We start from the raw sequence: 20,254 nt of genomic DNA on the forward strand, positions 1-20,254 counted from the left end.
GCCGCGGCTCCAAGCCCGCGCGCGGGAGCAGAAATGTCCGATATCGGCGTTGCCGAAATTCCCGTAGACGAGGACGAGCGCCCGCTTCCGCCGCCGGCCGCGCCGGCGAAGCACGCGTTGCTCGACGGCCCGATCCTGCGCACGCTGCTATGGCTGGCCTGGCCGAACGTGATCGCGCTGACCGCCGGCACCTGCGTGGTGATCGCCGAGACCTCCTATATCGGCCGCCTCGGCGTGGAATCGCTGGCCGCGATGGCGCTGGTATTCCCGACCGTGATCCTGACCATGACGATGTCGGGCGGTGCCATGGGTGGCGGCGTGGCGTCGGCGATTGCGCGTGCGCTCGGCGCCGGCGATGTCGATCGCGCCTCGACGCTGGCGGCGCATGCGCTCGTGATCGGCCTCTGCTTCGGGCTTGTTTTCATGCTGGGCATGCTGATCTTCGGCCCCGCGCTGCTGGAACTGCTCGGCGGTCGCGGCAACGTGCTGACGCAGGCGGTGGCTTACACGCAGATCTTCTTCGGCGGCGCCGTCGTGCCGTGGCTGATGAACACGATGTCGGGCATCTTGCGCGGCACCGGCAACATGAAGCTGCCTTCGCTATTGATGCTGTCGTCGTCGGCCTGCCAGATCGTCATCGGCGGCTCGCTCGGCCTCGGCCTCGGCCCGATCCCGCAATTCGGCATGCGCGGCGTCGCGGCGGGCTCGCTGATCGCCTACCTGATCAGCATCTCCGTGATGTCCTGGTATCTGTTCTCGGGCCGCGCGCGCGTCATTCCAAAGATCCGGGGCTTACGGATTCAGTGGGCGATGTTCATCGACATCCTGAAGGTCGGTGCGATCGCCTGCTTCTCGCCGCTGCAATCGGTGCTGACCATCAGCATCTTCACCCACATGCTGGCGAGTTTCGGCACCGAGATCCTCGCCGGCTACGGCATCGGCGCGCGGCTCGAATTCATGCTGACCTCGATCTCCTTCGCGATCGGCATCGCCACGGTGCCGATGGTCGGCATGGCGATCGGTGCGCAGCGCATCGCGCGCGCCCGCAGGATCTGCTGGATCGCGGGGTTCGTCGCATTCGTTTCGGTCGGCGCGGTCGCGAGCTTCATCGCGGTATTCCCCGACATCTGGGTGAATTTCTTCACCGACGACGCGACCGTGCGCGCCGCAAGCCGACAATATCTGTCGACGGCGGCGCCGATGTACGCGTTCCTCGGCCTGTCCACGACCTGCTATTTCTCATCGCAGGGCGCGGCCAAGGTGATCGGCCCGGTGCTGGCGCAGACCGTGCGGCTGTTGTTCATCATCGCCGGCGGCTGGTGGCTCACGACCCACGATGCGACCGCGCAGAATTTCTTCATGCTGGCGGCCGCCTCGATGGTGCTGCTTGGCGTGCTCTCCTGCATCAGCGTGATGCTGACGCGGTGGGGACCGAAGCGTCGGGCTGCGCCCGCGGTTAGGCCGGCGTTGTCGTGACGATCGTCATTGCCTGCGACAAACGCAAACGCTTCGCGTTTGTCGCAGGCAGTGACGGAAATGACTATCGCCGCCGGTGACGCCGGCCGTGGCGTCCGCCGCCGACATTGGCCATGCGCATCAGTTGCGGGACCATGCTCATCAGCTCGCCGCCGCCACCGCCGCCGAGCATGCCCATGAAATCTCCGCCGCCGAGGCCGCCAGGGATTCCGCCGCCGCCCATCATGCCGCCGAGACCGCCACCGCCGCCGCCTTCCATCATGCGGCTCATCATCGGGCCCATGGTCTGCATCATCATGGCGAAGCGGCGCTTGCCCATCTTCGCTTTCATCATTTCCAGCATCGGCGCCATCTGCGTCATCATGTCTTGGCCGCCGCCGCCTCCGGCGAATTGCGCCTTCGCCGGCATCGTGGTCAGGGTGAACAGCAAAAGCAGCGTGGCCACCTGACAGACTACCTTGTCAGCTCCAGTCATGGTTCTGTTCCTCATGCGCTCGCCGCCGCAGGCGCGGCGACGTTCGGACGCATGCGGGGAGGCTAGGAAAGGGCAGTGAGCCGATCCGTGAGAAAGATCACGCCTCCCTACGGCGGGCGGTGAACTCGGTGACAACGCGCCATGTCGCGCCGTTGTCGGCCGAGACCTCGCCGCGCCAGAGGAATGAATCGGCGGTGATGTCTCTAAAACTCCAGCGCGCCAGCTGGCCGTCCGGCCGCGTGCCCAGCTGCACGATGTCGCAGCCTTCCGCCCGGCCGATCATCTGCAGAAAATTCCGCGTCACCGGGTCGGTCCACTGAATCCGCCAGGCGTCGATATCGGGATCGTAGACGCGCAGCGTGGTGCCGTACGAGTTGAAACTGGCCGTGGCATCGCCATGTCGCCGTTCGCCGCGTGGCGGCACGATCCAGACATCCTGGATCGCGCGCCCCTCCAGCGCCCAGCCGAAATGCCATTCGCCGGCGCGGCGGCGCTTCGTGCCGTCTTCGGAAAATTGCCTGACGTCGAGATCCCAGGAGCCGACAAAGCGGCCGTAGAGATCCATCCTGCCGGCGCGGTCGGCCGCGGGGCCGTCCGCGCCGAGGGCGTCGAGAAACGCTGATATCATGCGGCGCTGCGTCCCAATGCTTTCTGCATGGCGAGGAGGCCGAGATCCATCTGCGCATCCATGTAGGGTGCGATCTCGTTCGGCAGCACGTCGGCGACCCACACGAAGCGGGTGCGCCCGTCGCTTTCGGCGAACACCTGCGCGGAAGCGCTGTGCTGCTTGATGCGCTCGCTGACGATGGCGTAGACCAGCCGCCGCCTCTTGTCGTCGCAATCGACCAGGATCTCGCGCGCCACCGTGCCGTTCGAAAACGTGACGATGCGCGCGTCGCCGTCGAGTTTGGTGTCGGTTACGAAGCCGGGCACCAGCCGCGTATGCAGCGCGCCGAAATCGCGCAGCGCATCCCAGACGTGATCAGGCGAGGCGTCGATGAGGATTTCCTTGTGGATGGAAGCCATGGTGTTTCCTTGTTGCTGGAATGAGTTTCGTAGGGTGGGCAAAGGCGCGCTTTGCGCCGTGCCCACCATCTCTGCAAGATTTTCTAGCTTCGGTGGTGGGCACGCTTCGCTTTGCCCACCCTACGTCGTCGCTGGCGTCATCACGTACACACCGCCTCGACATTGTTGCCGTCGGGGTCGATCAGGAACGCCGCAAAGTAGGTCGGGCTGTAATCCGCACGCAGTCCCGCGCCGCCATTGTCGCGGCCACCGGCCTTCAGGCCTTCGGCGTGGAATTTCTGGATCGCCGCGTGATCCTTGGCGCGGAACGCGACGTGCGCGGCCGAGCCGGCCGATCCCTTGTGCCGATGCAGCCAGAGCGCCGGTGCGCCCTTCGGGCCGAAGCCTGCGCCGGAATCGTCCTGCGAGCACAGCACGAAGCCGAGCGGCGCAAGGGCTGCCGTATAGAAGCGCACGCTGGTGTCGAGGTCTCCCAAGCGTAATCCGATGTGGTCGTACATGGTGTTCTCCAGTTCAAAAGCGCGCGAGATCGCGCGGCCTGGAGAAAGCCTAGCTAGTGGAGCGCCAGCCGTTCTTGGAAAATCTTGCGCTTGCCCTGCGAGGCCTGACGGAACTTGAGCGGCGAGGCGCCCGCGGCGCGGCCAAACGTGCGCACGAAATTGGACAAGTCTGCAAAGCCGACATCATAGGCGATGTCGGTGATCGGGCTGTCGTCATCGGCCAGCCGTCGCGCGGCGTGGCGCAGCCGCGAGCGCACCAGATATTGGTGGGGGGTGACGCCGAGCGCTTGCGAGAACAGCCGCAGGAAATGGAACGGGCTGATCCCGGCTTGCGTGGCGGCATCTTCCAGATTGATCTGGTGGTGCGAGTTGGCATCGATCCACAGCGCGGTCTCCACCGCGCGTCGGCGGTCGCGGGCAGCATCAGGGCCGGATTTGCGCTGGCTACCTGAAACCACCTCGACAAAGCGGCTCGCCAGCACCTGACCGATCTCGTCGAGCCCGATGTCGCTGCTGCCATCTGCTGCCGATTGCGCCAGTTCGCCGAGCACCACCAGTTCCGGCAATGGCGGCGCGGAGCCGACCTGCCAGGGGGTCTGGCTGTCGCCGATCGCTTCAACGAGCTCGGGAGCGAGGAAGAACGACAGGCACTCGTCGCCGCAGACGTGCTCGTGGGAGCAGGTATACTCATCGCCGGGATGGCCGATCAGCACCGATCCCGCCACCAGTTCGCTGAACTTGCCCCGGCAGTGCAGGCCGAAACTGCCCTTGCGCACATAGGAAATCGAGTGACAGCGATGCTGCTCCGCGAACGGCAGGTCGCCGGGCCCCGCGCTGCAGCGAAAATCGGACACGGATATCAATTTGCGCGCGATGAGCGTGTTCGCGATCATCCAGCAGATCTAGTTATGGGCCCGCGGCGGTGCAACGGGCAGCAGCACGTCGAACAGCGTCTTGCTGGCGGTGGGGCTGGTGCCCTCGATCGACAGCAGCCGGCGCTTGGAGATCGCCCCGCCATGGGGTGAGATCTTGTCGGCATAGTTGCCCGCTTCGAGCACGCGGTGGCAGGGCACGATGATCATGAAGGGGTTGCGCGCGATCGCTTGCGCGACCGAATAGACCGCGCCGGATGCGCGTAAGGCCGAGGCAATTTCCGCATAGGTCCGGGTCTCGCCGCGCGGGATCGCGCGCGCATAGGCGTAAACGCGCTGGTTGAAGGCGGGAATGCCGGTCATATCCAGCGCGACCTCGGCAAAGTCGCATGCCGCCCCGCGCAGCAGGGCTGTGATGCCCTCGATTGCAACCTGGACATTCGGGGGAGGGCGAAGTTCGCGCTCATCCGGATAGAGCTGATACAGCCGCCGCCGCGTATCGATCTCGCGAACCTCGGGAAGCTGCACGCCAATAATGCCCGATGGCCCCCACGCGATGCCGCAGCGGCCGATCCCCGAATCGAAAATAGTGTAGCCACGCCCCGTCATACGCCGCTTGCCCCAAGAAAGGATCATAGCACCGCCTTTGGAACGCGCATCTGGAATTTTGGGGAAGTTAACAGTGAGGCGAGGAGAGCAATGGAACAGCTTGGCGGATGGCGCGAGGTCGGCTAATCATGGGGGCGATCGCGGGCGTAGTTCAATGGTAGAACGGCAGCTTCCCAAGCTGCATACGAGGGTTCGATTCCCTTCGCCCGCTCCAATATTTAGCTCACATCGGCGGACTTTTTTAAGCTGCTTTGCAGTCCCCCTGTTCTGTTTCATGTTTAGACAATCCTCGTGCGCGAATGATGCTCGCTTGGCTTAGCGAGGTGGCTGACATGAACTTACCTGAATTGTTCCAACAATACGGTACGGCGCTCTTCGCCAAGAATCCCGAAATTGCACATCAGTGGTCCGCGGCGTCTGATGGCTTGTGTTTGTCGATACCAAGCAGCGGTCCAAGCGGTTTCGATATTCAGTGCGAAATTGCTGCCGAGGCCATTACTTTATGCTGGGGGAATTGGCATACCCGCTTTGAGCCAACTGCAGGCAACGACGCGTTAGTCGAAAGCCTCTTTGGTCTCATACGAGACATGCTCAGTTCTGATATGCGTCTTCGCGAGTTGCGTGCAGGGAGCGCTCCATATCGGGGCTTTCTGGAGTCGTTCGACGGTACTTGTTGGTCAACGGAGCAAGAAATGAGTCTGATTTTCTGGAATTATTTTGGCAAGCGCTCAGTGCAGACGTATTCCAACTCAATATTGCCCGGCCGATTGTCGAAGGTGAACTGACCTATTGCGTTGCTACGTTGGTTGCTGCGCGCCGCTCATTCCGTCTCAGGCAGATAAAATTGCAAGTCGTCAACTTTGGTGAACATCGGCTCACTTCTCTAGTCACGGTTCGGAAGCGCAATCGCGTCGTCCCCGCCGTTCGCCGCAAAGTTGGAGCAAAATCGGAGCCAATTTTCTCGTAAGGTATTGAAAATACGCGCGTGAACGCGTGTTTCCCAAGCTGCATACGAGGGTTCGATTCCCTTCGCCCGCTCCAAGCCTGCCGCAATGGGCTCTGTTGGGGCTTACTCAAGGCCCCTGCGAGGCGCTCCTCAGAAATCATAGATCATTTCGAATCGCGAGCCACTCGCTTTGATCCGGCGCAGCGTCTCTCTCAAGCCATCCACGTGCGCCTCCAACGTCACCCGATATCTGTATCCATCCGGATGGAAAAACAGCTCGCGCCGATCGATTGTTTCAACTGACGCGGAATTTGAGAATGGCGCCTCGGTGCTTCTTGAGAGATATCCAAGCGCAATCGTCTCGTGCCCCATGATTTCAACGAAGGTCACGTTGCTGTCGAGCAATTTCAAAAGCGTTGCCTTGAAGCCATCATATCTTTCCGTTTCGATCAGGAAGCTGTTGCCGCCCAATTCCTTCAATATCCTTACGCCGGCGCCGTCCAGGGACTTGCGGTTCTCGGCATGCACGACGCTGAATGTCTGATTTTCCTTTTGCTCCGCACTCAGAAGCCATAGCTGGGCATATGAGCCCTTGATCAGGTACGACACCGAGAGCGCGATCTTTCGCTCGGCGTTTCGCACGAACCGGTGATCGAACAGCGCGGTTTCCCGCCAGATCTCCTGCATATCGGCAAAGTACGGGTAGTGGTACCAGGTGGTCTGATACAGCGTCTTTGCGTAGTTGCTCCAGGATTTGGCAATGAAGCGATCGGCTTCGGTATCGCTTCCCGCTATTGATTGCGTGAGACGGCCAACCGTATTCTCGTATGCGAATTTTACGCCGTACTCGACGGTCAGGTTGATGCCGATGACCCATGAAACAAAATTGTACGGCCAGTTGAATTCCTCGCTCTTGCTCTTGTCGAGCGACAGGAAATAGCAACTCCAGAAACCCCGGATCGCGGATACGAACGGAAAGTCTGTTTGCCGCCCGCCGCTTGCGAGAAAGTCTCCAAACTCGTTGTAGCTATAGACCTGCGTCCACTCCGCGAGCGTCAGATAGGTCTGTTCCTTTCTTCTACTGTAGTACGCTGGATGTTCTGCCGCGATGCTCTGTCGTTCGGCGTCCGAAATCTTTAGATGTGCCTCGGAGCCAGTCGCGGCAGATCTTTCGGAAATCGCCTGATCGCGGCCGCTGTAAAACCTGATGGATGCGACGATCGACAGACACAGAAGCGCGAGAACGAACGCGCCGACGGCTGTCGCAACACCCAGAAAAAGACGGCGCAAGACTTTCATGTGTGGCCAGGTGCGACGAGAAAAAGCGGGCGCCGCGAGCAGCGATCAATGTAGAAGAGCCTTCCTCACGTCGCCATATGACGTCTCACTCGAAATGCCCCAAAACGTTGTCAAAGTAACCAAATCGGAAATATGCAGGCAAAATCGAACGTGGGTTAAACCTTCCCAAGCTGCATCTGAGAGGCGCTTCCTTATCGCCCGCTCCACTCCCTGGCCCATCCCTATCCCTGCATCGGGTTCATCGCCTCGACCATTGTCTATTGCAGAACCGCGCCGCATCGCCCGCATTAATACGGATGCCGGAGATGGGGTCGCGTGCGCCTCACACTCGTGCCTGTGTTTCAACGCGCACATTGGCGGCGGCCTGTAACGATCCGCGCGATGGGAACCGGTCCGCCCTCGTTTGCGCCTGTGCGTCAATCGCAAATGCAAGCGTGATTGCGACGATGAGTGCTGTCCGCATTTCAGTCTTCCCCGTGTTACTACGGTGAAGCAGTTCGCTTGACGGTCAACCGATGCGCTGACGAAGAACGCCGAGAGTTTCTTCGCTGCACCAGTAGGAACATCGACTTGGTTCCGCACGAACGGGAAAGCAACAGCTCGCTAAAAAAATACAGTCGCTCAGAAAAGAGGCTCCCAATTTTTTTGGAATCTGGCCTCCTTAGTTACCGGGAGTTCGTGTGATTCGCGAATTGATGTCAGTCCACAATGGAGGCTGCCATGAAAGCGTTCGGTCGCGTACTGACGGTGTTCGGTGTTCTTCTTCTGGTGTGCTTTCGCGTTGACGCTCACGATCCGTCGATGGAGCACCACGAGTGGTTCAACGCGCAGGAAATGAATCCGGCCGCACGGAAGCGGCTCGGCGTCCCCTGGAAATCGTGTTGCGACAACGGCGACGTCTTCAAGACCCGCTTCAGGGTGGCTGAAGATCGCTCGGACCAGTGGCAATACCTGAAGGATGGACAGTGGAGAACCGTCCCGCCCGACATCATCAAGGAAGAGGATACGCCGGACCATCTGCCCGTGCTGTTCATCAACAAGCACACCGGAACGGAACTCTGCTTCTTCGTGCCGAAGGGTGGATTGTGACGCGTCAGACCCGTCGTTAACCCGACCGCTGACTGTGGGCAACAGAAGCCTATCTTTCGCGAGCGATCCCGCGTAGGGTCGCTTCGTCGCAAGACGATGGCGCTGAACCTTAGAGTGGACTGCGGGCAGACCCGGGGGCAGTACCCGGCGCCTCCACCTTAGCAGCTTGAGCTTAAAGGTCTCATTTCGGTGAGATCGATTCTGCCGAAAGGCCGAATCCCAGGGCTGCTAGGGCGGGGGCGAACCAGGATCGATGGTCGCAAAGAAGCTCTGAATTGTGCTCGGCATGATACCGCCGTTATCGGGTCAAAAACCTAAATGCAAACGATAACGTTGCATTGAACGAAGTGCGCCTCGCGGCGTAACCTGTTCGGGGTTGGTCCACCTGGCAACAGAACGGCCATCGCCGCGTCAACCTTCGGGTTGGCGCGGCTTTTATTTGTGGCCCGGCTCACGCCGCGCCCGTTGCCTTCAATTTCCGTCGCTGCCGTGCTAGATGTGGGGCGTGTCGCGAAAGAGGAGTGCGCGTGACCCAGGCGATCACTTCCACCGACACCTCCCGCAATAATCTCCTGATGGTCGCCGCCGGCGGCCTCATCTCCGGCATCCTCACGCCGCTGTTGCCGGCGCTGATCGACCATATCGTCGGCTTGCCCGGCCAGCTTCGCATTGCGCTGATCGCGGTGCCGTTCGCCGTGCTCACCTTCATCCTGGTGCGACGCTTCAGCGCCAATCCGCTTTGGGCAGCGGGGCTTGCCGCGATCATCACCATGGTCGCGTTCGTCTGCGCGGTGAACGCGGCGATCTTTATCGAGGGACAGACCACGGGCGCTGCCACGGTCATGCGCTATCTGCTCGCCGGATTGACCGGCGGGCTGGTCGGTGCGGGCGTGATGGCGCTGGGGATCGGCTTGCTGCCGGCGGGGCCGCGCACTTCTGCTGCGTGGTGGTCGATGCTGATCACGGGGACGCTCGCCGGCGCGCTGCTGGCGCTCGACAATGCGCTCGGCCTCGACCAGGTCTCGTTCCTCTATCCAGTCTGGCAGGCGGCGGTTGCTCTGCGGCTGGTGACGGCGCTGCGGTCCTGACGGGCCGGCGCCGCGTGCCCCCGTAGTTCTACCGGCCTGCATTTAAGCCTGCATTAAGGCTGCCTTAGCCGAGTGCCGCATACGTTGGATGCTCCCTCACGCAACGGAATCACAACATGCGGATCGGTCGGCTCTTTGCGGTATCGATGCTTTCGGTGACTGTCCTGACGGTCGTCCTTGGCGCCGGTGTGCTTGTCCCGCAGTACCTGACCTTTGTCAGCAAGACCGAGGCGATCAAGGCGGTGCAGGCCTACGGCACGGTGCTGGCGGTTGGCCAGCAGGTTGCCGGCTACCGGGCGCCCTATGTCGGACCGCTGTTCCAGGAATCGGCCGCGACGCCCGCGCAGATGGAGACAGCCGCGAAGGCCGGGCAGGCGGCAGATGCAGCATTCGCGAAAGCACGGACCGCCGTCGGCGCGCTCAGCGATGGGGCGGCGATCGTCCAGGGTCTCAATCAGGCGGCCGCGAAACTGGCCGAGGTTCGCACAGCGAGCGATCGCGCGATGGCGCTGCCGATGAGCGCGCGCGATACGGCGGCGATGAAAGGCTTCCTGCCCGGCATTGCCGCGGTTGTCGGGATTCTCGAGCCGCTGTTGAACCGGCTCGAAAATCAGGTGGCGACGGCGGACGCGTCGTTGACGGCGCTGTTGAATGTCGCGCGCACGTCGCAGGATCTGCGGATCTCGGCCGGCGGCCGGGCTGCTGCGGTATCACTTGCGATCAGCACGCGCCGTCCGCTGACGGCGGCTGAAATATCCGTCACCGATCGCGCCCAGGGCCGCGTCGATCTCGATCGCGAGCGGATCGAGGCTGGTGTGGACCAGATCGGCAGCCCGCCGCGTATTGCGAAAGCGATGAACGACGCCGTCGAAGGCTATTTCGGGAAAGTCGCGCCGTGGCTCGAAAAAGAGATCGCGGCCGGACGCGCCGATGGCAACTACGCCATCAACGAGAATCAACTCGCCGGCACAATCGTGCCGGCGGTGCAGGCCTTCTTCGCTGTGCGCGATGCCGCGCTGGCGGAAGCGGAACAACGCGTGGGCGCCGCGCGTGATACCGCCCTGACCATGCTGGCGCTGGCCGGCCTTGCCGTCGTGGCGCTGCTCGGCGTGCTCGCGGGTGTTACCGTGATGTTGCGCCGTCGCATGATCATCCCGTTGGCGTCCTTGACCGGCGTGGTCGGCGATCTCGCCGCCGGCCGGCATGACGTCACGATCCCGACCGCCGCGCGTGCCGATGAAATCGGCGCCATGGCCGGCTCGCTGCAGGTTTTCAAGGACGCCCTTATCGCCAAGAAGGCTGCCGACGAGGCCGCCGCGGTCGAAGCGGATGCAAAGATCCAGCGCGGCCAGCGCGTCGACCGGATCACCGGCGATTTCGAGGCGATGATCGGCCAGATCGTCGAGGTCGTGTCGTCGGCCTCGACCGAGCTGGAAGCCTCGGCCGGCACGTTGACGGCAACCGCCGAGCGTTCGGAGGAGCTTGCCACCACGGTTGCGGCGGCGTCCGAGGAAGCCTCCACCAATGTGCAATCGGTCGCATCCGCCACCGAAGAGATGGCGTCGTCGGTCAACGAGATCAGCCGTCAGGTCCAGGGCTCGGCGCGGATCGCCGGTGAGGCGGTGGAGCAGGCGCAGAAGACCAACGACCGCGTGGCCGAACTCGCCAAGGCCGCCGCCCGGATCGGCGACGTGGTGGAGCTGATCAACACCATCGCCGGCCAGACCAACCTGCTGGCGCTCAATGCCACCATCGAGGCGGCGCGGGCCGGTGAAGCCGGGCGCGGCTTTGCCGTGGTGGCGTCCGAAGTGAAGGCGCTGGCCGAACAGACGGCTAAAGCGACCGGCGAGATCAGCCAGCAGATATCGGGCATCCAGGCGGCGACCCAGGAATCGGTCGCGGCCATCAAGGAGATCGGCGACACCATCGGACGGATGTCGGAGATCGCCTCCACCATCGCGGCCGCGGTCGAGGAGCAGGGCGCGGCGACCCAGGAAATTTCCCGCAACGTGCAGCAGGCCGCGCACGGTACGCAGCAGGTTTCCTCCAACATCGCCGACGTGCAGCGCGGCGCCAGCGAGACCGGGTCCGCCTCGGCCCAGGTGCTCGGCGCGGCCAAGTCCTTGTCCGGCGAAAGCGACCGGCTCAGGCGCGAGGTCGGCAAGTTCCTCAGTTCGGTGCGGGCGGCCTGAGCCGCCTCGCCATCGCAAACGCGGACGCTGCTAAGGCGCGATCGTCAGCACGGCCTTCATGTTCGGATGGAAGCGGCAGTAATACTCCACCGTGCCGGCTTTCTTCAGGACGGAGGTCGCGGTCTTCTTCGGCGCTATGTTCACGTCGAAATCGCCGTTGCGTGCGGTCGCGGTGTGCGCAAACACATCCTTGTTGATCCATTCGACGGTGTCGCCGACCCTGGCTGAAACCTCGGATGGCGCGAACACCAGATCCGTCATCGTGATCTGGATCGTCGCCGCCTGCGCCGGGACGGCTATCGCGCCGAACACCAGGGCCATAACTGGCAGATAGCGTCCCGAACGCATCGCGGACTCCTTTACTTCAGCTTGGCGGCGACTTGTTCGGCGTGCTGCTGGTGGCCCTGAAAAATCTTCAGGCCGGTCTGCAGCAGGCTCTTCAACTCGGCGTTGCTGGCCGACGGAATCAGCTGTGTCTCCAGCGCGCCGTTGACGGCCTTGTGGTAGGCGACCTCGTTGGCGACATAGGCCTTGTCGTAGTCGGCGCCCTTCAGCTTGGAGAGTTCGGCGAGCTTCTCAGTGGCTTGCTTCGACAGCGTCTTGCTGGTGTCGTTGTCCTCCGGCGTCACCTTCAGCTTTTTGACGAGGTCGAGCGCCTGCTTGTTCACGGCCTCATGGTCGCGCACCATGTCCTGCGCGAATGCCTTGACGTCCTTGTTGCCGGCTTTTCCGATCGCCTGCTTGGCGGCGGCGATGTCGATGACGCCTGCGGTGTAGGCGATATGCGCGATCTGGGGGTCGGTGGGCTTTGCGCCTTGCGCCAGCGTGGGGCCGGTCAACAGGCTTAGTGCGGCGATCGCCGCGCTCAATCGAACGAACATGGTCTGACACTCCTGTGGCGCGGAACTAATGCCGCGGGTTGTTGATGCACAGGAGTTGGATGGTCTTGGCGTGCAGAGGTCCCCGGAAAAATTAAGCGAAACCCAGCCGCTTCAGCACCGTGTCCGTCAGCCGCTCGCAGCGCTTGCCGGCAAAGGGAAATGCCTCCATCACCACCGGGCCGATCTTCCTCTCGACATTGTCGCGCAGCATATTGCGGGCGCGGTGCAGCCGGCTCTTCACGGTCTCGGGCTTGAGCGAGAGAATTTCGGCGGTCTCTTCCACATTCATGCCCTCGATCACGCGGGTGATGAAGACGAGGCGAAACGCCTCCGGCAGTTCATCGATGGCGTGTTCGACGACGGCTTGAATTTCACGTTGGGCCATGGATTTTTCCGGATCGGCGGCGGCAGAGAGGGGGAACTGGATGATCTCCGCTTCGAGCGCGCTTTGTGGCAGCGCATCCAGCTCCACGGCGGGCCGCCGGCGGCGCAGCCGGCCAAGCGCCTCGTTCATGGCGATCCGCGACAGCCAGGTCGACAGGCTGGAATCGCCGCGAAAACTCTCCAGATGGGTGAAGGCGCGGACATAGGCTTCCTGCACCACGTCCTCGGCCTCGCTTTCGTTGCGCAGGATGCCGCGGGCAAGGCGATAGAGCCTGCGGTTGTTCGCCTGCATGATGGCGCGAACCGCGGTCTCGTCGCGGGACAGCGCCCGCCGCACCAGCTCGGTATCGCCGGATTCGACGGGCGCGATTTGCGGTATGTGGGCCTGGCGCATGATGTCCACCAATAACAGGGTATTGGGGTTGGATGCGGCAGAGGGAAATAGGTTCCCGAAATATTTTGCGTCGTGGGTGGGTCAGGCGAAGCCGTAACCCACCGATTTCTTTGCCGCGGGTGTGGGTTACGCCTTCGGCTAACCCACCCTGCGCAGCCGTTACGCCGCCGGCACCTGGTCGAGGAACCCGGTGATGCTGCGGATGCGGCCTTCGCTGAGCACGGCGAAATCCGTTCCCTTGATCGGGCTGTCGCCGCCGTCAGGGCCGAGCCCCCAGGAGAAGCGGACGTGGTCGCCAAACCCATTGGGTTCGCCGATCAGCCTGAACTTGAAGTCCGGAAAGCGCTGCTGCACGCCGGCGACAAGCGCATCGACGCCGTCGTGGCCGTCGCCCGACATCAACGGGTCGACATATCGGGCATCGCTGGTCCAGTTCTGGCTGAGAATTTCGCGACGGCGGCTTGGGGTCCGCTCGTTCCACAAATCGATGTAGCGGCTCGCAACGGTCTTGTGATCGGTCATGTTGCTCTCCTTCGATGGCGCCGGATGGATCGGCTGAACGCACTATCGAAGGTTCGCCCGGGCTGATCGATTACCTCGGAGGTCAAAGATTGACCTCGGAGGTCAAGGATTGACCTCGGAGGTCGAGGATTTTCCGCCGCCCCGGCCGTGGGCATCGAGTGCATCGAGGAAGCAGCGCACTTTTGCGGGAACGAACTGGCGGGCCGGCAGCAGCGCATGAACGTTGAGCGGTTCGCAGGCGTGATCGGTGAGGATCCGCCGCAGCAACCCGGCTTCCTCCGCCGCTCTGGTAAAGCTCGCCGTCACCCGCAACACGCCGAGCCCGGCGAGTGCCGCCTGCAGCCGGATGTCCGCATTCGAACTCACCAGCCGCGCCTTCTGAACCGTGAGATGCTCGGTGATGCCGGCCGGCGTCGTCAGCGCCCAGGGCGCGTCATTGGGGCCGGTCAGCATCGGAAGGCGGGCAAGCTCTTCCAGCGTGCGGGGCTCGCCGAATTTTTCCAACAGCGCCGGCGCCGCGTACAGGCCGCGTTCGAGTGAGGAAACCCTGCGGATCACAATTCCCGTCGAGGGCAAGGGCTGCTCCAGCATCGCGAACACGATGTCGTAATTTTCGGCGACGGGATTGACGATCTCGTGTTCGACATCGATCCGGATGGTGAGTTCAGGATAGCGGTCCATCAGTTCTATCGCGACGGGCCCTGCATGGTGGGCGCCGAACTCGTAAGGCGACTTGATGCGCAGCGTGCCTGCGACGGCGCTGCTCATCGCCAGCGCCTCGCCATGGGTATCGTGCAGCGCAATGAACAGCGGCCGCACCCGCTGATAGACGGTGTCGCCGGCGTCCGTCAGCCGCAAATGACGCGTGGAGCGCTCGATCAGCCTTAAGCCCAGATTGGCTTCCAGCCGCTGCACTGCAGCACTGAGGCTCGACTTGGGATGCCCGAGCACGCGCGCGGCGGCGCTAAAGCCGCCATGCTGCACAACCTCGCAAAACAGCTCCCAATCGCGCCAGTCCATCGCGGCCATCGTCCATGTGGCGGGACGGTGTGTCCAGGAAATCCGGATATCCGCCGAAATGCCGATGCCCTAGAAGATGGCACAAAAGCAGCGCGGTTCGCAAAAACAGAGGGAGAAGCGGCATGTCGGATGACGGAATCTTTCTGCGCAATTCCTGGTATGTCGCGGCTTGGAATCACGAGCTGATCGACGGCCGAAAACTCGCCCGCACCATCCTCGAACGGCCCGTGGTGATCTATCGCGGCGCCAGCGGCAAGGTCGTCGCCCTCGACGACCGCTGTTGCCATCGCGCGGCGCCGCTCTCGATGGGCCGGATCGAAGGCGACGATATCCGCTGCATGTATCACGGAATGAAGTTCGAGCCCGGCGGCAGGTGCATCCAGATCCCCGGCCAGGACATGATCCCGCCCAAGCTCGGCGTGCGCAGCTATCCCGTGGTCGAACGCTACAATCTGATCTGGATCTGGATGGGCGATATCGAAAAGGCCGATCCGAACCTGATCGTGGATTATCCGCCGCTCGCCGATCCCAAATGGCGGGGCTTGCCCGGTTACATGCACTACAAGGCCAACTGGCTGTTGATCGTCGATAACCTCAGCGACTTCGCCCATCTCGCCTTCGTGCATACCCATACGCTCGGCGGCTCCGAGGAATACGCCTACAAGACCAAGCCGGTCGCGATCGAAAAACTCGACGACGGTTTTCGCGTCGAGCGCTGGCACATGAGCGCCGATCCGCCGCCCTATCATTGCAAGGTGATCTCGAACAAGACCGACAAGATCGATCGCCGCAATATCGGCCGCATGATCGTTCCCGGCATCTTCCTGCTCGACACCATGTTCGCGCCGGCCGGCCAGGGCGCGGAAAAAGGTGTTCAGGTGCCGGGCACGCGGCAATATCGCAACGCACAGTTCATGACGCCGGAGACGCGCAGCACCACGCATTTCTTCTGGAACTATCTGCACGATTTCGACCTCGACAACCCGAACATCGCGCTGTCGCTGCGCAACAGCCTCGAAGAGGCTTTTCACGAGGACCTCGCGATCATCGAGGCGCAGCAAAAGGTGTTCGACGCCGATCCGAACTATAAGTTGCTCGCCATCGGTGCGGATGCCGCGCTGACCTATTTCCGCTGGGTGCTGGCGCGGCGGATCGAGGCGGAGGGGAACACGGCGCAGGCCGCATAGGGGAACGGCGCGGCCGTGGCCGCGTTACCCGCCGTCGCGATGGCATGACCAATGATTGAACTGGGGCCTGCACCAGCTTTGGCGTAAAAGCATGACCTCGATCTCGTTTGGTTCTTGATCAGAGTCAAAGCTTGGCCCTTGCCATCCACATTATGTGGGACGATCAATCGGTGAACGGGCATGACAGAGAAAACAAGGCCGCCGGAGCCGTATGCGGGCGCCGACTGGACGCAGCAGGTCTGGCTGTGGCCGCTGGAAGCCACGAAGTTGGCGCTGCACAGCTACACGCAATGGTTCGCCGATCAGAAGCCCGCGCCTTCCCGCGCGCCGGACCAGGAGCCGCTGGCCTGGACCACGCCAAACGCGGTGGTGCTGCAACTTCCGACGATGCGATTGCGGGAGTTTTCGCGCGGGAATAGGACTCAGCCGCCGGGTTCTCGTCTGCGCGCCCTATGCGCTGCACGGCGCGGTGATTGCGGACTTCGCGCCGCGTCATAGCCTGGTGGAGGCGCTGCAAAAAGGCGGCGTGAACCGGATCTACGTCCCGGACTGGCGCTCGGCTGTGCCCGACATGCGCTATCTGTCGATCGACAATTATCTCGCCGAGCTCAATGTCGCCATCGATGAGATCGGCGCGCCGGTCGATCTTGTCGGCCTATGCCAGGGCGGATGGCTGTCGCTGGTCTATGCCGCCCGTTTTCCCGGCAAGGTGCGGCGCCTCGTGCTTGCCGGCGCGCCTGTCGATGTCTCCACGCCGTCAGAACTCTCGAAGATGGTGGCCGCAGTTCCGCAGCCGGCTTTCGAGCAGATGGTGCAGCAGGGCGACGGCGTCGTCAGCGGCGAGCACATGCTTAAGCTCTGGAACATTCCGTTCAACCTGCAGGACATTGAAACCACGCTGCAAAGGAATCTCGGCGACGGATCGGACGAGGCCGCGCGGCTGCTGGATCGTTTCGAGCGCTGGGACCGTGCGACGTTGGATCTGCCGGGGACCTATTATCTCGAGGTGACCGACCGGGTTTTCCGGCAAAACCTGATCGCGGAAGGCCGCTTCGTCGCGCTCGGGCGCAGGATCGATCTCGCCGAGGTGCGCGTGCCCGTCTTCCTGCTGGCGGGGGCCGACGACATCGTGGTCCCGCGCGATCAGGCGTTTGCCACCGCACCACTGCTGGGCACGCGGCCGGCGTGGCTGGAACGGGCCTGCGAGCCGTGCGGTCACCTCAGCCTTTTCATGGGGCGCGACGCCTTAAGCCATTCCTGGCGCCGGGTCGCCCGGTGGCTTCAGGCCGACATCGGCGATGCCGCCGGCGCCAGGATCAGCGCCTGAGATGCAAATAAAAATGCCCCGGACTGCGCGTGCAATCCGGGGCGAGACTCTTTGCGGTAGGTGGCCTTACTTCGCCGCGACCACCATGATCTCGACATTGTACTGGGGCGCGGCGAGCTTGGCCTCGACGGTGGCGCGCGCCGGCGTGTTGCCGGCCGACACCCAGCCGTCCCACGCCGCGTTCATTTCGGGAAATGTCTTCATGTCGGTGATGTAGATCGTGGCCGACAGCAGCTTCGACTTGTCGGTGCCGGCCTTGGCGAGATGGCCGTCGATGATCGCGAGAATGTCCTGCGTCTGCTCGGTCACGCCCTTGCCGGCGGCCTTGCCGGCGACGACGCCCGCGAGATAGACGGTGTTGCCGTGGACGACGACCTGGCTCATGCGAGGTCCGGTTTCGAAGCGCTGGATGGTCATGTTTTTCTCCTGATAAGGGGCGGCGGCTTCTTAGCGCGCTCAGGTCTCAAGGGCTACTGCGTTATTTGCATTGGACTTGGAGGGAGCTGTCGTGCCCGGGCATAGGCGAGAAAATGAATCATCCCGCCGCCTTCGCCGCTGCGCGCCCCGCATTCCTGCCCGAGAACAGGCAGCCGCCGAGAAAAGTGCCTTCCAGCGAACGGTAGCCGTGCACGCCGCCGCCGCCGAAGCCTGCCGCTTCGCCTGCGGCATAAAGTCCCCGGATGATCTCGCCGCCCATGCCGAACACGCGCGAGTCGAGATCGGTCTCGAATCCGCCCAGCGTCTTGCGCGTCAGGATGTTGAGTTTGACCGCGATCAGCGGGCCGTACTCGGGATCGAGAATCCGGTGCGGCCTGGCGGTGCGGATCAATTTGTCGCCGATATATCGCCGCGCATTGTGGATGTTCATCACCTGCGCGTCCTTGACATACGGGTTTGACATCTCGCGGTCGCGTGCCTCGATCTGCGCCTTGAGGGAATCGTGCTGCAGCAGATTGTCGCCGGACAGCGCATTCATCGCGCTGACGAGATCGGCGAGATTATCGCGCACGATGAAATCCGCGCCGTTCTTCTTGAACGCTTCCACCGGCGCGGGTGCCCCTTTGTTGGTGGCGCGCTTGATCGTCATGCGCCAGCTTTTTCCCGTGAGGTCGGGGTTCTGCTCGGAGCCGGAGAGCGCAAATTCCTTCTTGATGATGCTCTGGGTCAGGATGAACCAGGAATAATCGTAGCCGGTCGTCATGATGTAGTGCAGTTGCCCGAGTGTGTCGGAGCCGGGGAATAGCGGCGCGGGCAGCCGCTTGCCCGTGGCGTCGAACCACATCGAGGACGGGCCGGGCAGGATGCGGATGCCGTGGCGTGGCCAGATCGGATTCCAGTTTCGGATGCCCTCGACGTAATGCCACATCCGGTCGCGGTTGATCAGCCGCGCGCCTGCGGCCTCGGTGATGCCAATCATGCGACCGTCGACATGTTCGGGCACGCCGGAGATCATGAATTTCGGCGGCTCGCCCAGCCGCTTCGGCCAGTTCTGCCGGACCATGTCGTGATTGCCGCCGATGCCACCGGAGGCGACGATCACCGCCTGCGCGCGCAGCGTGAAATCGCCGATCACCTTGCGCGACGAACTCTTGCCGCGCTCGACGCTGTCAGGCTCGAGCACCGAACCACTGACGCCCTCAACCGCGCCGTTCGTGATCACGAGTGTGTCGACGCGGTGGCGAAACCTGAACGTTAACCGGCCATTTTTTTGCGCTTCGCGTGCGCGGCGTTCGAACGGCTCGACGATACCGGGGCCGGTGCCCCAGGTGACGTGAAAGCGCGGCACCGAGTTGCCGTGGCCCATCGCGTCATAGCCGCCGCGCTCGGCCCAGCCGACCACCGGAAAGATACGGTGTCCCATCGCGCGCAGCCAGTCGCGCTTCTCGCCGGCCGCGAACCCGACATAGGCCTCTGCCCAGCGCCTCGGCCAATGGTCGTCGTCGCGGTCGAAACCCGCGGTCCCCAGCCAGTCTTGCAGTGCGAGATCGTAGGAATCCTTAATGCCGAGCCGTCGCTGCTCGGGAGAGTCCACCAGGAAGAGTCCGCCGAACGACCAAAAGGCTTGTCCGCCAAGGCTTTGCTCGCCTTCCTGATCGACGACGATGACGCGTTTGCCGGCATCTGCGATCTCCGTCGCTGCGACCAGCCCCGCCAGTCCACCGCCGACCACGATTACGTCTGTGACCTCAGTCATCGTTTCTTCCCCCGTGCCATTTATGATTCAAGCCTGCGTCCTCGCACGCGGTCAACGGCAAACGGACTCTTGCCTGTGACCGCGTCGCCACCTCGGCGAGAGTCGCTTGTTCCAGTTTGGGACCTTTTCGCGCGGAGGGTGCAGCGGCCCGGCAACACTTGATTTGAATTTGTTTTGACGGGCTGCGTCTGCCTAGACAAAATCACGATCTCAAACGACGCTACATCCTGTCTTGCATCACTAAGACGATCAGATTCGGTTTCGACATTCTTCGACTGGGGCTGGGATATGAAGCTGCTGACGGGGTTGCTTGCGGCGGTGCTGCTGCTGGCGGGGGTAGGGGCGAGCCAGGCGGTGGTGCGGATTGCCGACGACCGCGGCGGCCGGATCGGCACCTATGTCGACAAGTACCAAGGCGTGCGCACCTCGGGCGAAACCGTCATCATCGACGGGCTCTGCGCCTCGGCCTGCACCATTGTGCTCGGCGCGGTTCCCCATGACCGTATCTGCGTGACGTCGCACGCCAATCTCGGCTTTCATGCCGCCTGGGATTTCGGCGCCAATGGCCGCGCCGTCACCAACAACGAAGCCACCCACATGCTGTATTCGATGTATCCGCCTCCGGTGCGGAAGTGGATTGCGGCGCGCGGCGGCCTCACCCAGCGCATGATCTTCCTGCGCGGCAAGCAGCTGCAGACGATGTACAAGCCCTGCTACCTCGACGCGCAAGCCTCCACCAACAAGCCGGCATCGCGCTGAACCGGGGCTGCCGT

The 20,254-nt window shown here is 62.9% G+C and carries 23 protein-coding genes, 1 tRNA gene and 1 other RNA gene; 11 read left to right on the top strand and 14 right to left on the bottom strand.

Going from position 1 to position 20,254, the window contains the following annotated elements; genetic code table 11:
- The first annotated feature begins 33 nt into the window (after nucleotides 1-33).
- The gene (locus ACVWVY_RS09095) at nucleotides 34-1,476 is read left to right on the top strand and encodes an MATE family efflux transporter (RefSeq protein ID WP_456626061.1); all 1,443 of its coding nucleotides are present in this window, start codon (nucleotides 34-36) and stop codon (nucleotides 1,474-1,476) included.
- A gap of 64 nt (nucleotides 1,477-1,540) precedes the next feature.
- On the opposite strand, the gene ACVWVY_RS09100 is transcribed toward ACVWVY_RS09095, so the two are convergent.
- From ACVWVY_RS09100 to ACVWVY_RS09125, 6 genes are all read right to left on the bottom strand, one after another.
- On the bottom strand, nucleotides 1,541-1,951 hold the full coding sequence (locus ACVWVY_RS09100; protein WP_456626062.1) for a hypothetical protein: 411 nt from the start codon (nucleotides 1,949-1,951) through the stop codon (nucleotides 1,541-1,543).
- 97 nt (nucleotides 1,952-2,048) lie between these two features.
- Complete coding sequence (locus ACVWVY_RS09105; RefSeq protein ID WP_456626063.1) at nucleotides 2,049-2,579, bottom strand: hypothetical protein; 531 nt, start codon at nucleotides 2,577-2,579, stop codon at nucleotides 2,049-2,051.
- Complete coding sequence (locus tag ACVWVY_RS09110; protein WP_456626064.1) at nucleotides 2,576-2,977, bottom strand: SRPBCC family protein; 402 nt, start codon at nucleotides 2,975-2,977, stop codon at nucleotides 2,576-2,578. Before ACVWVY_RS09110 ends, ACVWVY_RS09105 begins: the two co-directional genes overlap by 4 nt.
- A gap of 140 nt (nucleotides 2,978-3,117) precedes the next feature.
- On the bottom strand, nucleotides 3,118-3,477 hold the full coding sequence (locus ACVWVY_RS09115; protein WP_456626065.1) for a VOC family protein: 360 nt from the start codon (nucleotides 3,475-3,477) through the stop codon (nucleotides 3,118-3,120).
- 53 nt (nucleotides 3,478-3,530) lie between these two features.
- Nucleotides 3,531-4,370 (bottom strand): helix-turn-helix transcriptional regulator, encoded by an 840-nt coding sequence (locus tag ACVWVY_RS09120; protein ID WP_456626066.1) that lies wholly within the window; start codon nucleotides 4,368-4,370, stop codon nucleotides 3,531-3,533.
- Nucleotides 4,371-4,379: 9 nt separating this feature from the next.
- Nucleotides 4,380-4,958, bottom strand: a complete 579-nt coding sequence (locus ACVWVY_RS09125) for a methylated-DNA--[protein]-cysteine S-methyltransferase (RefSeq protein ID WP_456632153.1) — start codon at nucleotides 4,956-4,958, stop codon at nucleotides 4,380-4,382.
- A 140-nt stretch (nucleotides 4,959-5,098) separates the two neighbouring features.
- Between ACVWVY_RS09125 and ACVWVY_RS09130 the strand changes: the two genes are divergently transcribed.
- Nucleotides 5,099-5,172 (top strand) — tRNA-Gly (locus ACVWVY_RS09130).
- Between the two features lie 118 nt (nucleotides 5,173-5,290).
- On the top strand, nucleotides 5,291-5,743 hold the full coding sequence (locus ACVWVY_RS09135; RefSeq protein WP_456626067.1) for a hypothetical protein: 453 nt from the start codon (nucleotides 5,291-5,293) through the stop codon (nucleotides 5,741-5,743).
- Nucleotides 5,744-6,054: 311 nt separating this feature from the next.
- Here the strand turns inward: ACVWVY_RS09135 and ACVWVY_RS09140 are convergent, their stop codons facing one another.
- Complete coding sequence (locus ACVWVY_RS09140) at nucleotides 6,055-7,194, bottom strand: hypothetical protein (RefSeq protein ID WP_456626068.1); 1,140 nt, start codon at nucleotides 7,192-7,194, stop codon at nucleotides 6,055-6,057.
- Nucleotides 7,195-7,923: 729 nt separating this feature from the next.
- On the opposite strand from ACVWVY_RS09140, the gene ACVWVY_RS09145 reads away from it, so the two are divergent.
- The 4 genes from ACVWVY_RS09145 to ACVWVY_RS09160 all read left to right on the top strand — a co-directional run bounded on the left by ACVWVY_RS09145 (nucleotide 7,924) and on the right by ACVWVY_RS09160 (nucleotide 11,572).
- Nucleotides 7,924-8,292: a hypothetical protein gene (locus ACVWVY_RS09145; protein WP_456626069.1), complete on the top strand. Its 369-nt coding sequence runs from the start codon at nucleotides 7,924-7,926 to the stop codon at nucleotides 8,290-8,292.
- Between the two features lie 46 nt (nucleotides 8,293-8,338).
- Nucleotides 8,339-8,700, top strand: a transfer-messenger RNA (tmRNA) gene (ssrA, locus tag ACVWVY_RS09150).
- A 119-nt stretch (nucleotides 8,701-8,819) separates the two neighbouring features.
- Entirely contained in the window at nucleotides 8,820-9,380 is a 561-nt protein-coding gene (locus tag ACVWVY_RS09155; protein WP_456626070.1) for a hypothetical protein, read from the top strand.
- A gap of 116 nt (nucleotides 9,381-9,496) precedes the next feature.
- The gene (locus ACVWVY_RS09160; protein WP_456626071.1) at nucleotides 9,497-11,572 is read left to right on the top strand and encodes a methyl-accepting chemotaxis protein; all 2,076 of its coding nucleotides are present in this window, start codon (nucleotides 9,497-9,499) and stop codon (nucleotides 11,570-11,572) included.
- 30 nt (nucleotides 11,573-11,602) lie between these two features.
- On the opposite strand, the gene ACVWVY_RS09165 is transcribed toward ACVWVY_RS09160, so the two are convergent.
- The 5 genes from ACVWVY_RS09165 to ACVWVY_RS09185 all read right to left on the bottom strand — a co-directional run bounded on the left by ACVWVY_RS09165 (nucleotide 11,603) and on the right by ACVWVY_RS09185 (nucleotide 14,773).
- Nucleotides 11,603-11,920 carry a cupredoxin domain-containing protein gene (locus ACVWVY_RS09165; RefSeq protein WP_456626072.1) on the bottom strand — a complete coding sequence of 106 codons (318 nt, stop codon included), beginning with the start codon at nucleotides 11,918-11,920 and terminating at the stop codon, nucleotides 11,603-11,605.
- 11 nt (nucleotides 11,921-11,931) lie between these two features.
- Nucleotides 11,932-12,453 carry a DUF4142 domain-containing protein gene (locus ACVWVY_RS09170; protein WP_456626073.1) on the bottom strand — a complete coding sequence of 174 codons (522 nt, stop codon included), beginning with the start codon at nucleotides 12,451-12,453 and terminating at the stop codon, nucleotides 11,932-11,934.
- A 91-nt stretch (nucleotides 12,454-12,544) separates the two neighbouring features.
- Entirely contained in the window at nucleotides 12,545-13,231 is a 687-nt protein-coding gene (locus tag ACVWVY_RS09175) for an RNA polymerase sigma factor (protein WP_456626074.1), read from the bottom strand.
- Between the two features lie 159 nt (nucleotides 13,232-13,390).
- Nucleotides 13,391-13,753, bottom strand: a complete 363-nt coding sequence (locus ACVWVY_RS09180) for a nuclear transport factor 2 family protein (RefSeq protein WP_456626075.1) — start codon at nucleotides 13,751-13,753, stop codon at nucleotides 13,391-13,393.
- Between the two features lie 102 nt (nucleotides 13,754-13,855).
- Nucleotides 13,856-14,773, bottom strand: coding sequence for a LysR family transcriptional regulator (locus ACVWVY_RS09185; RefSeq protein WP_456626076.1), 918 nt, complete (start codon nucleotides 14,771-14,773; stop codon nucleotides 13,856-13,858).
- A 122-nt stretch (nucleotides 14,774-14,895) separates the two neighbouring features.
- On the opposite strand from ACVWVY_RS09185, the gene ACVWVY_RS09190 reads away from it, so the two are divergent.
- The 3 genes from ACVWVY_RS09190 (at nucleotide 14,896) to ACVWVY_RS09200 (ending at nucleotide 17,287) form a co-directional block, all read left to right on the top strand.
- A complete protein-coding gene (locus ACVWVY_RS09190; protein ID WP_456626077.1) occupies nucleotides 14,896-15,960 on the top strand; it encodes an aromatic ring-hydroxylating dioxygenase subunit alpha in 1,065 nt (354 codons plus the stop codon).
- 180 nt (nucleotides 15,961-16,140) lie between these two features.
- The gene (locus ACVWVY_RS09195; protein WP_456626078.1) at nucleotides 16,141-16,458 is read left to right on the top strand and encodes a hypothetical protein; all 318 of its coding nucleotides are present in this window, start codon (nucleotides 16,141-16,143) and stop codon (nucleotides 16,456-16,458) included.
- Nucleotides 16,430-17,287, top strand: coding sequence for an alpha/beta fold hydrolase (locus ACVWVY_RS09200; protein WP_456626079.1), 858 nt, complete (start codon nucleotides 16,430-16,432; stop codon nucleotides 17,285-17,287). Before ACVWVY_RS09195 ends, ACVWVY_RS09200 begins: the two co-directional genes overlap by 29 nt.
- A gap of 66 nt (nucleotides 17,288-17,353) precedes the next feature.
- Here the strand turns inward: ACVWVY_RS09200 and ACVWVY_RS09205 are convergent, their stop codons facing one another.
- Together ACVWVY_RS09205 and ACVWVY_RS09210 are read right to left on the bottom strand one after the other, a co-directional pair.
- Complete coding sequence (locus tag ACVWVY_RS09205; protein WP_456626080.1) at nucleotides 17,354-17,704, bottom strand: RidA family protein; 351 nt, start codon at nucleotides 17,702-17,704, stop codon at nucleotides 17,354-17,356.
- 118 nt (nucleotides 17,705-17,822) lie between these two features.
- A complete protein-coding gene (locus tag ACVWVY_RS09210; RefSeq protein ID WP_456626081.1) occupies nucleotides 17,823-19,481 on the bottom strand; it encodes an FAD-binding dehydrogenase in 1,659 nt (552 codons plus the stop codon).
- 288 nt (nucleotides 19,482-19,769) lie between these two features.
- Between ACVWVY_RS09210 and ACVWVY_RS09215 the strand changes: the two genes are divergently transcribed.
- A complete protein-coding gene (locus ACVWVY_RS09215; protein ID WP_456626082.1) occupies nucleotides 19,770-20,240 on the top strand; it encodes a hypothetical protein in 471 nt (156 codons plus the stop codon).
- Nucleotides 20,241-20,254: the final 14 nt, after the last annotated feature.

The organism is Bradyrhizobium sp. URHC0002 (assembly GCF_054059515.1).

Coding starts and splice junctions, on each gene's coding strand:
- ACVWVY_RS09095 (WP_456626061.1), top strand. CDS start 34: ATGTCCGATATCGGCGTTGCCGAAATTCCCGTAGACGAGGACGAGCGC.
- ACVWVY_RS09100 (WP_456626062.1), bottom strand. CDS start 1,951: ATGACTGGAGCTGACAAGGTAGTCTGTCAGGTGGCCACGCTGCTTTTG.
- ACVWVY_RS09105 (WP_456626063.1), bottom strand. CDS start 2,579: ATGATATCAGCGTTTCTCGACGCCCTCGGCGCGGACGGCCCCGCGGCC.
- ACVWVY_RS09110 (WP_456626064.1), bottom strand. CDS start 2,977: ATGGCTTCCATCCACAAGGAAATCCTCATCGACGCCTCGCCTGATCAC.
- ACVWVY_RS09115 (WP_456626065.1), bottom strand. CDS start 3,477: ATGTACGACCACATCGGATTACGCTTGGGAGACCTCGACACCAGCGTG.
- ACVWVY_RS09120 (WP_456626066.1), bottom strand. CDS start 4,370: ATGATCGCGAACACGCTCATCGCGCGCAAATTGATATCCGTGTCCGAT.
- ACVWVY_RS09125 (WP_456632153.1), bottom strand. CDS start 4,958: ATGACGGGGCGTGGCTACACTATTTTCGATTCGGGGATCGGCCGCTGC.
- ACVWVY_RS09135 (WP_456626067.1), top strand. CDS start 5,291: ATGAACTTACCTGAATTGTTCCAACAATACGGTACGGCGCTCTTCGCC.
- ACVWVY_RS09145 (WP_456626069.1), top strand. CDS start 7,924: ATGAAAGCGTTCGGTCGCGTACTGACGGTGTTCGGTGTTCTTCTTCTG.
- ACVWVY_RS09160 (WP_456626071.1), top strand. CDS start 9,497: ATGCGGATCGGTCGGCTCTTTGCGGTATCGATGCTTTCGGTGACTGTC.
- ACVWVY_RS09165 (WP_456626072.1), bottom strand. CDS start 11,920: ATGCGTTCGGGACGCTATCTGCCAGTTATGGCCCTGGTGTTCGGCGCG.
- ACVWVY_RS09170 (WP_456626073.1), bottom strand. CDS start 12,453: ATGTTCGTTCGATTGAGCGCGGCGATCGCCGCACTAAGCCTGTTGACC.
- ACVWVY_RS09175 (WP_456626074.1), bottom strand. CDS start 13,231: ATGCGCCAGGCCCACATACCGCAAATCGCGCCCGTCGAATCCGGCGAT.
- ACVWVY_RS09180 (WP_456626075.1), bottom strand. CDS start 13,753: ATGACCGATCACAAGACCGTTGCGAGCCGCTACATCGATTTGTGGAAC.
- ACVWVY_RS09185 (WP_456626076.1), bottom strand. CDS start 14,773: ATGGACTGGCGCGATTGGGAGCTGTTTTGCGAGGTTGTGCAGCATGGC.
- ACVWVY_RS09190 (WP_456626077.1), top strand. CDS start 14,896: ATGTCGGATGACGGAATCTTTCTGCGCAATTCCTGGTATGTCGCGGCT.
- ACVWVY_RS09195 (WP_456626078.1), top strand. CDS start 16,141: ATGACAGAGAAAACAAGGCCGCCGGAGCCGTATGCGGGCGCCGACTGG.
- ACVWVY_RS09205 (WP_456626080.1), bottom strand. CDS start 17,704: ATGACCATCCAGCGCTTCGAAACCGGACCTCGCATGAGCCAGGTCGTC.
- ACVWVY_RS09210 (WP_456626081.1), bottom strand. CDS start 19,481: ATGACTGAGGTCACAGACGTAATCGTGGTCGGCGGTGGACTGGCGGGG.
- ACVWVY_RS09215 (WP_456626082.1), top strand. CDS start 19,770: ATGAAGCTGCTGACGGGGTTGCTTGCGGCGGTGCTGCTGCTGGCGGGG.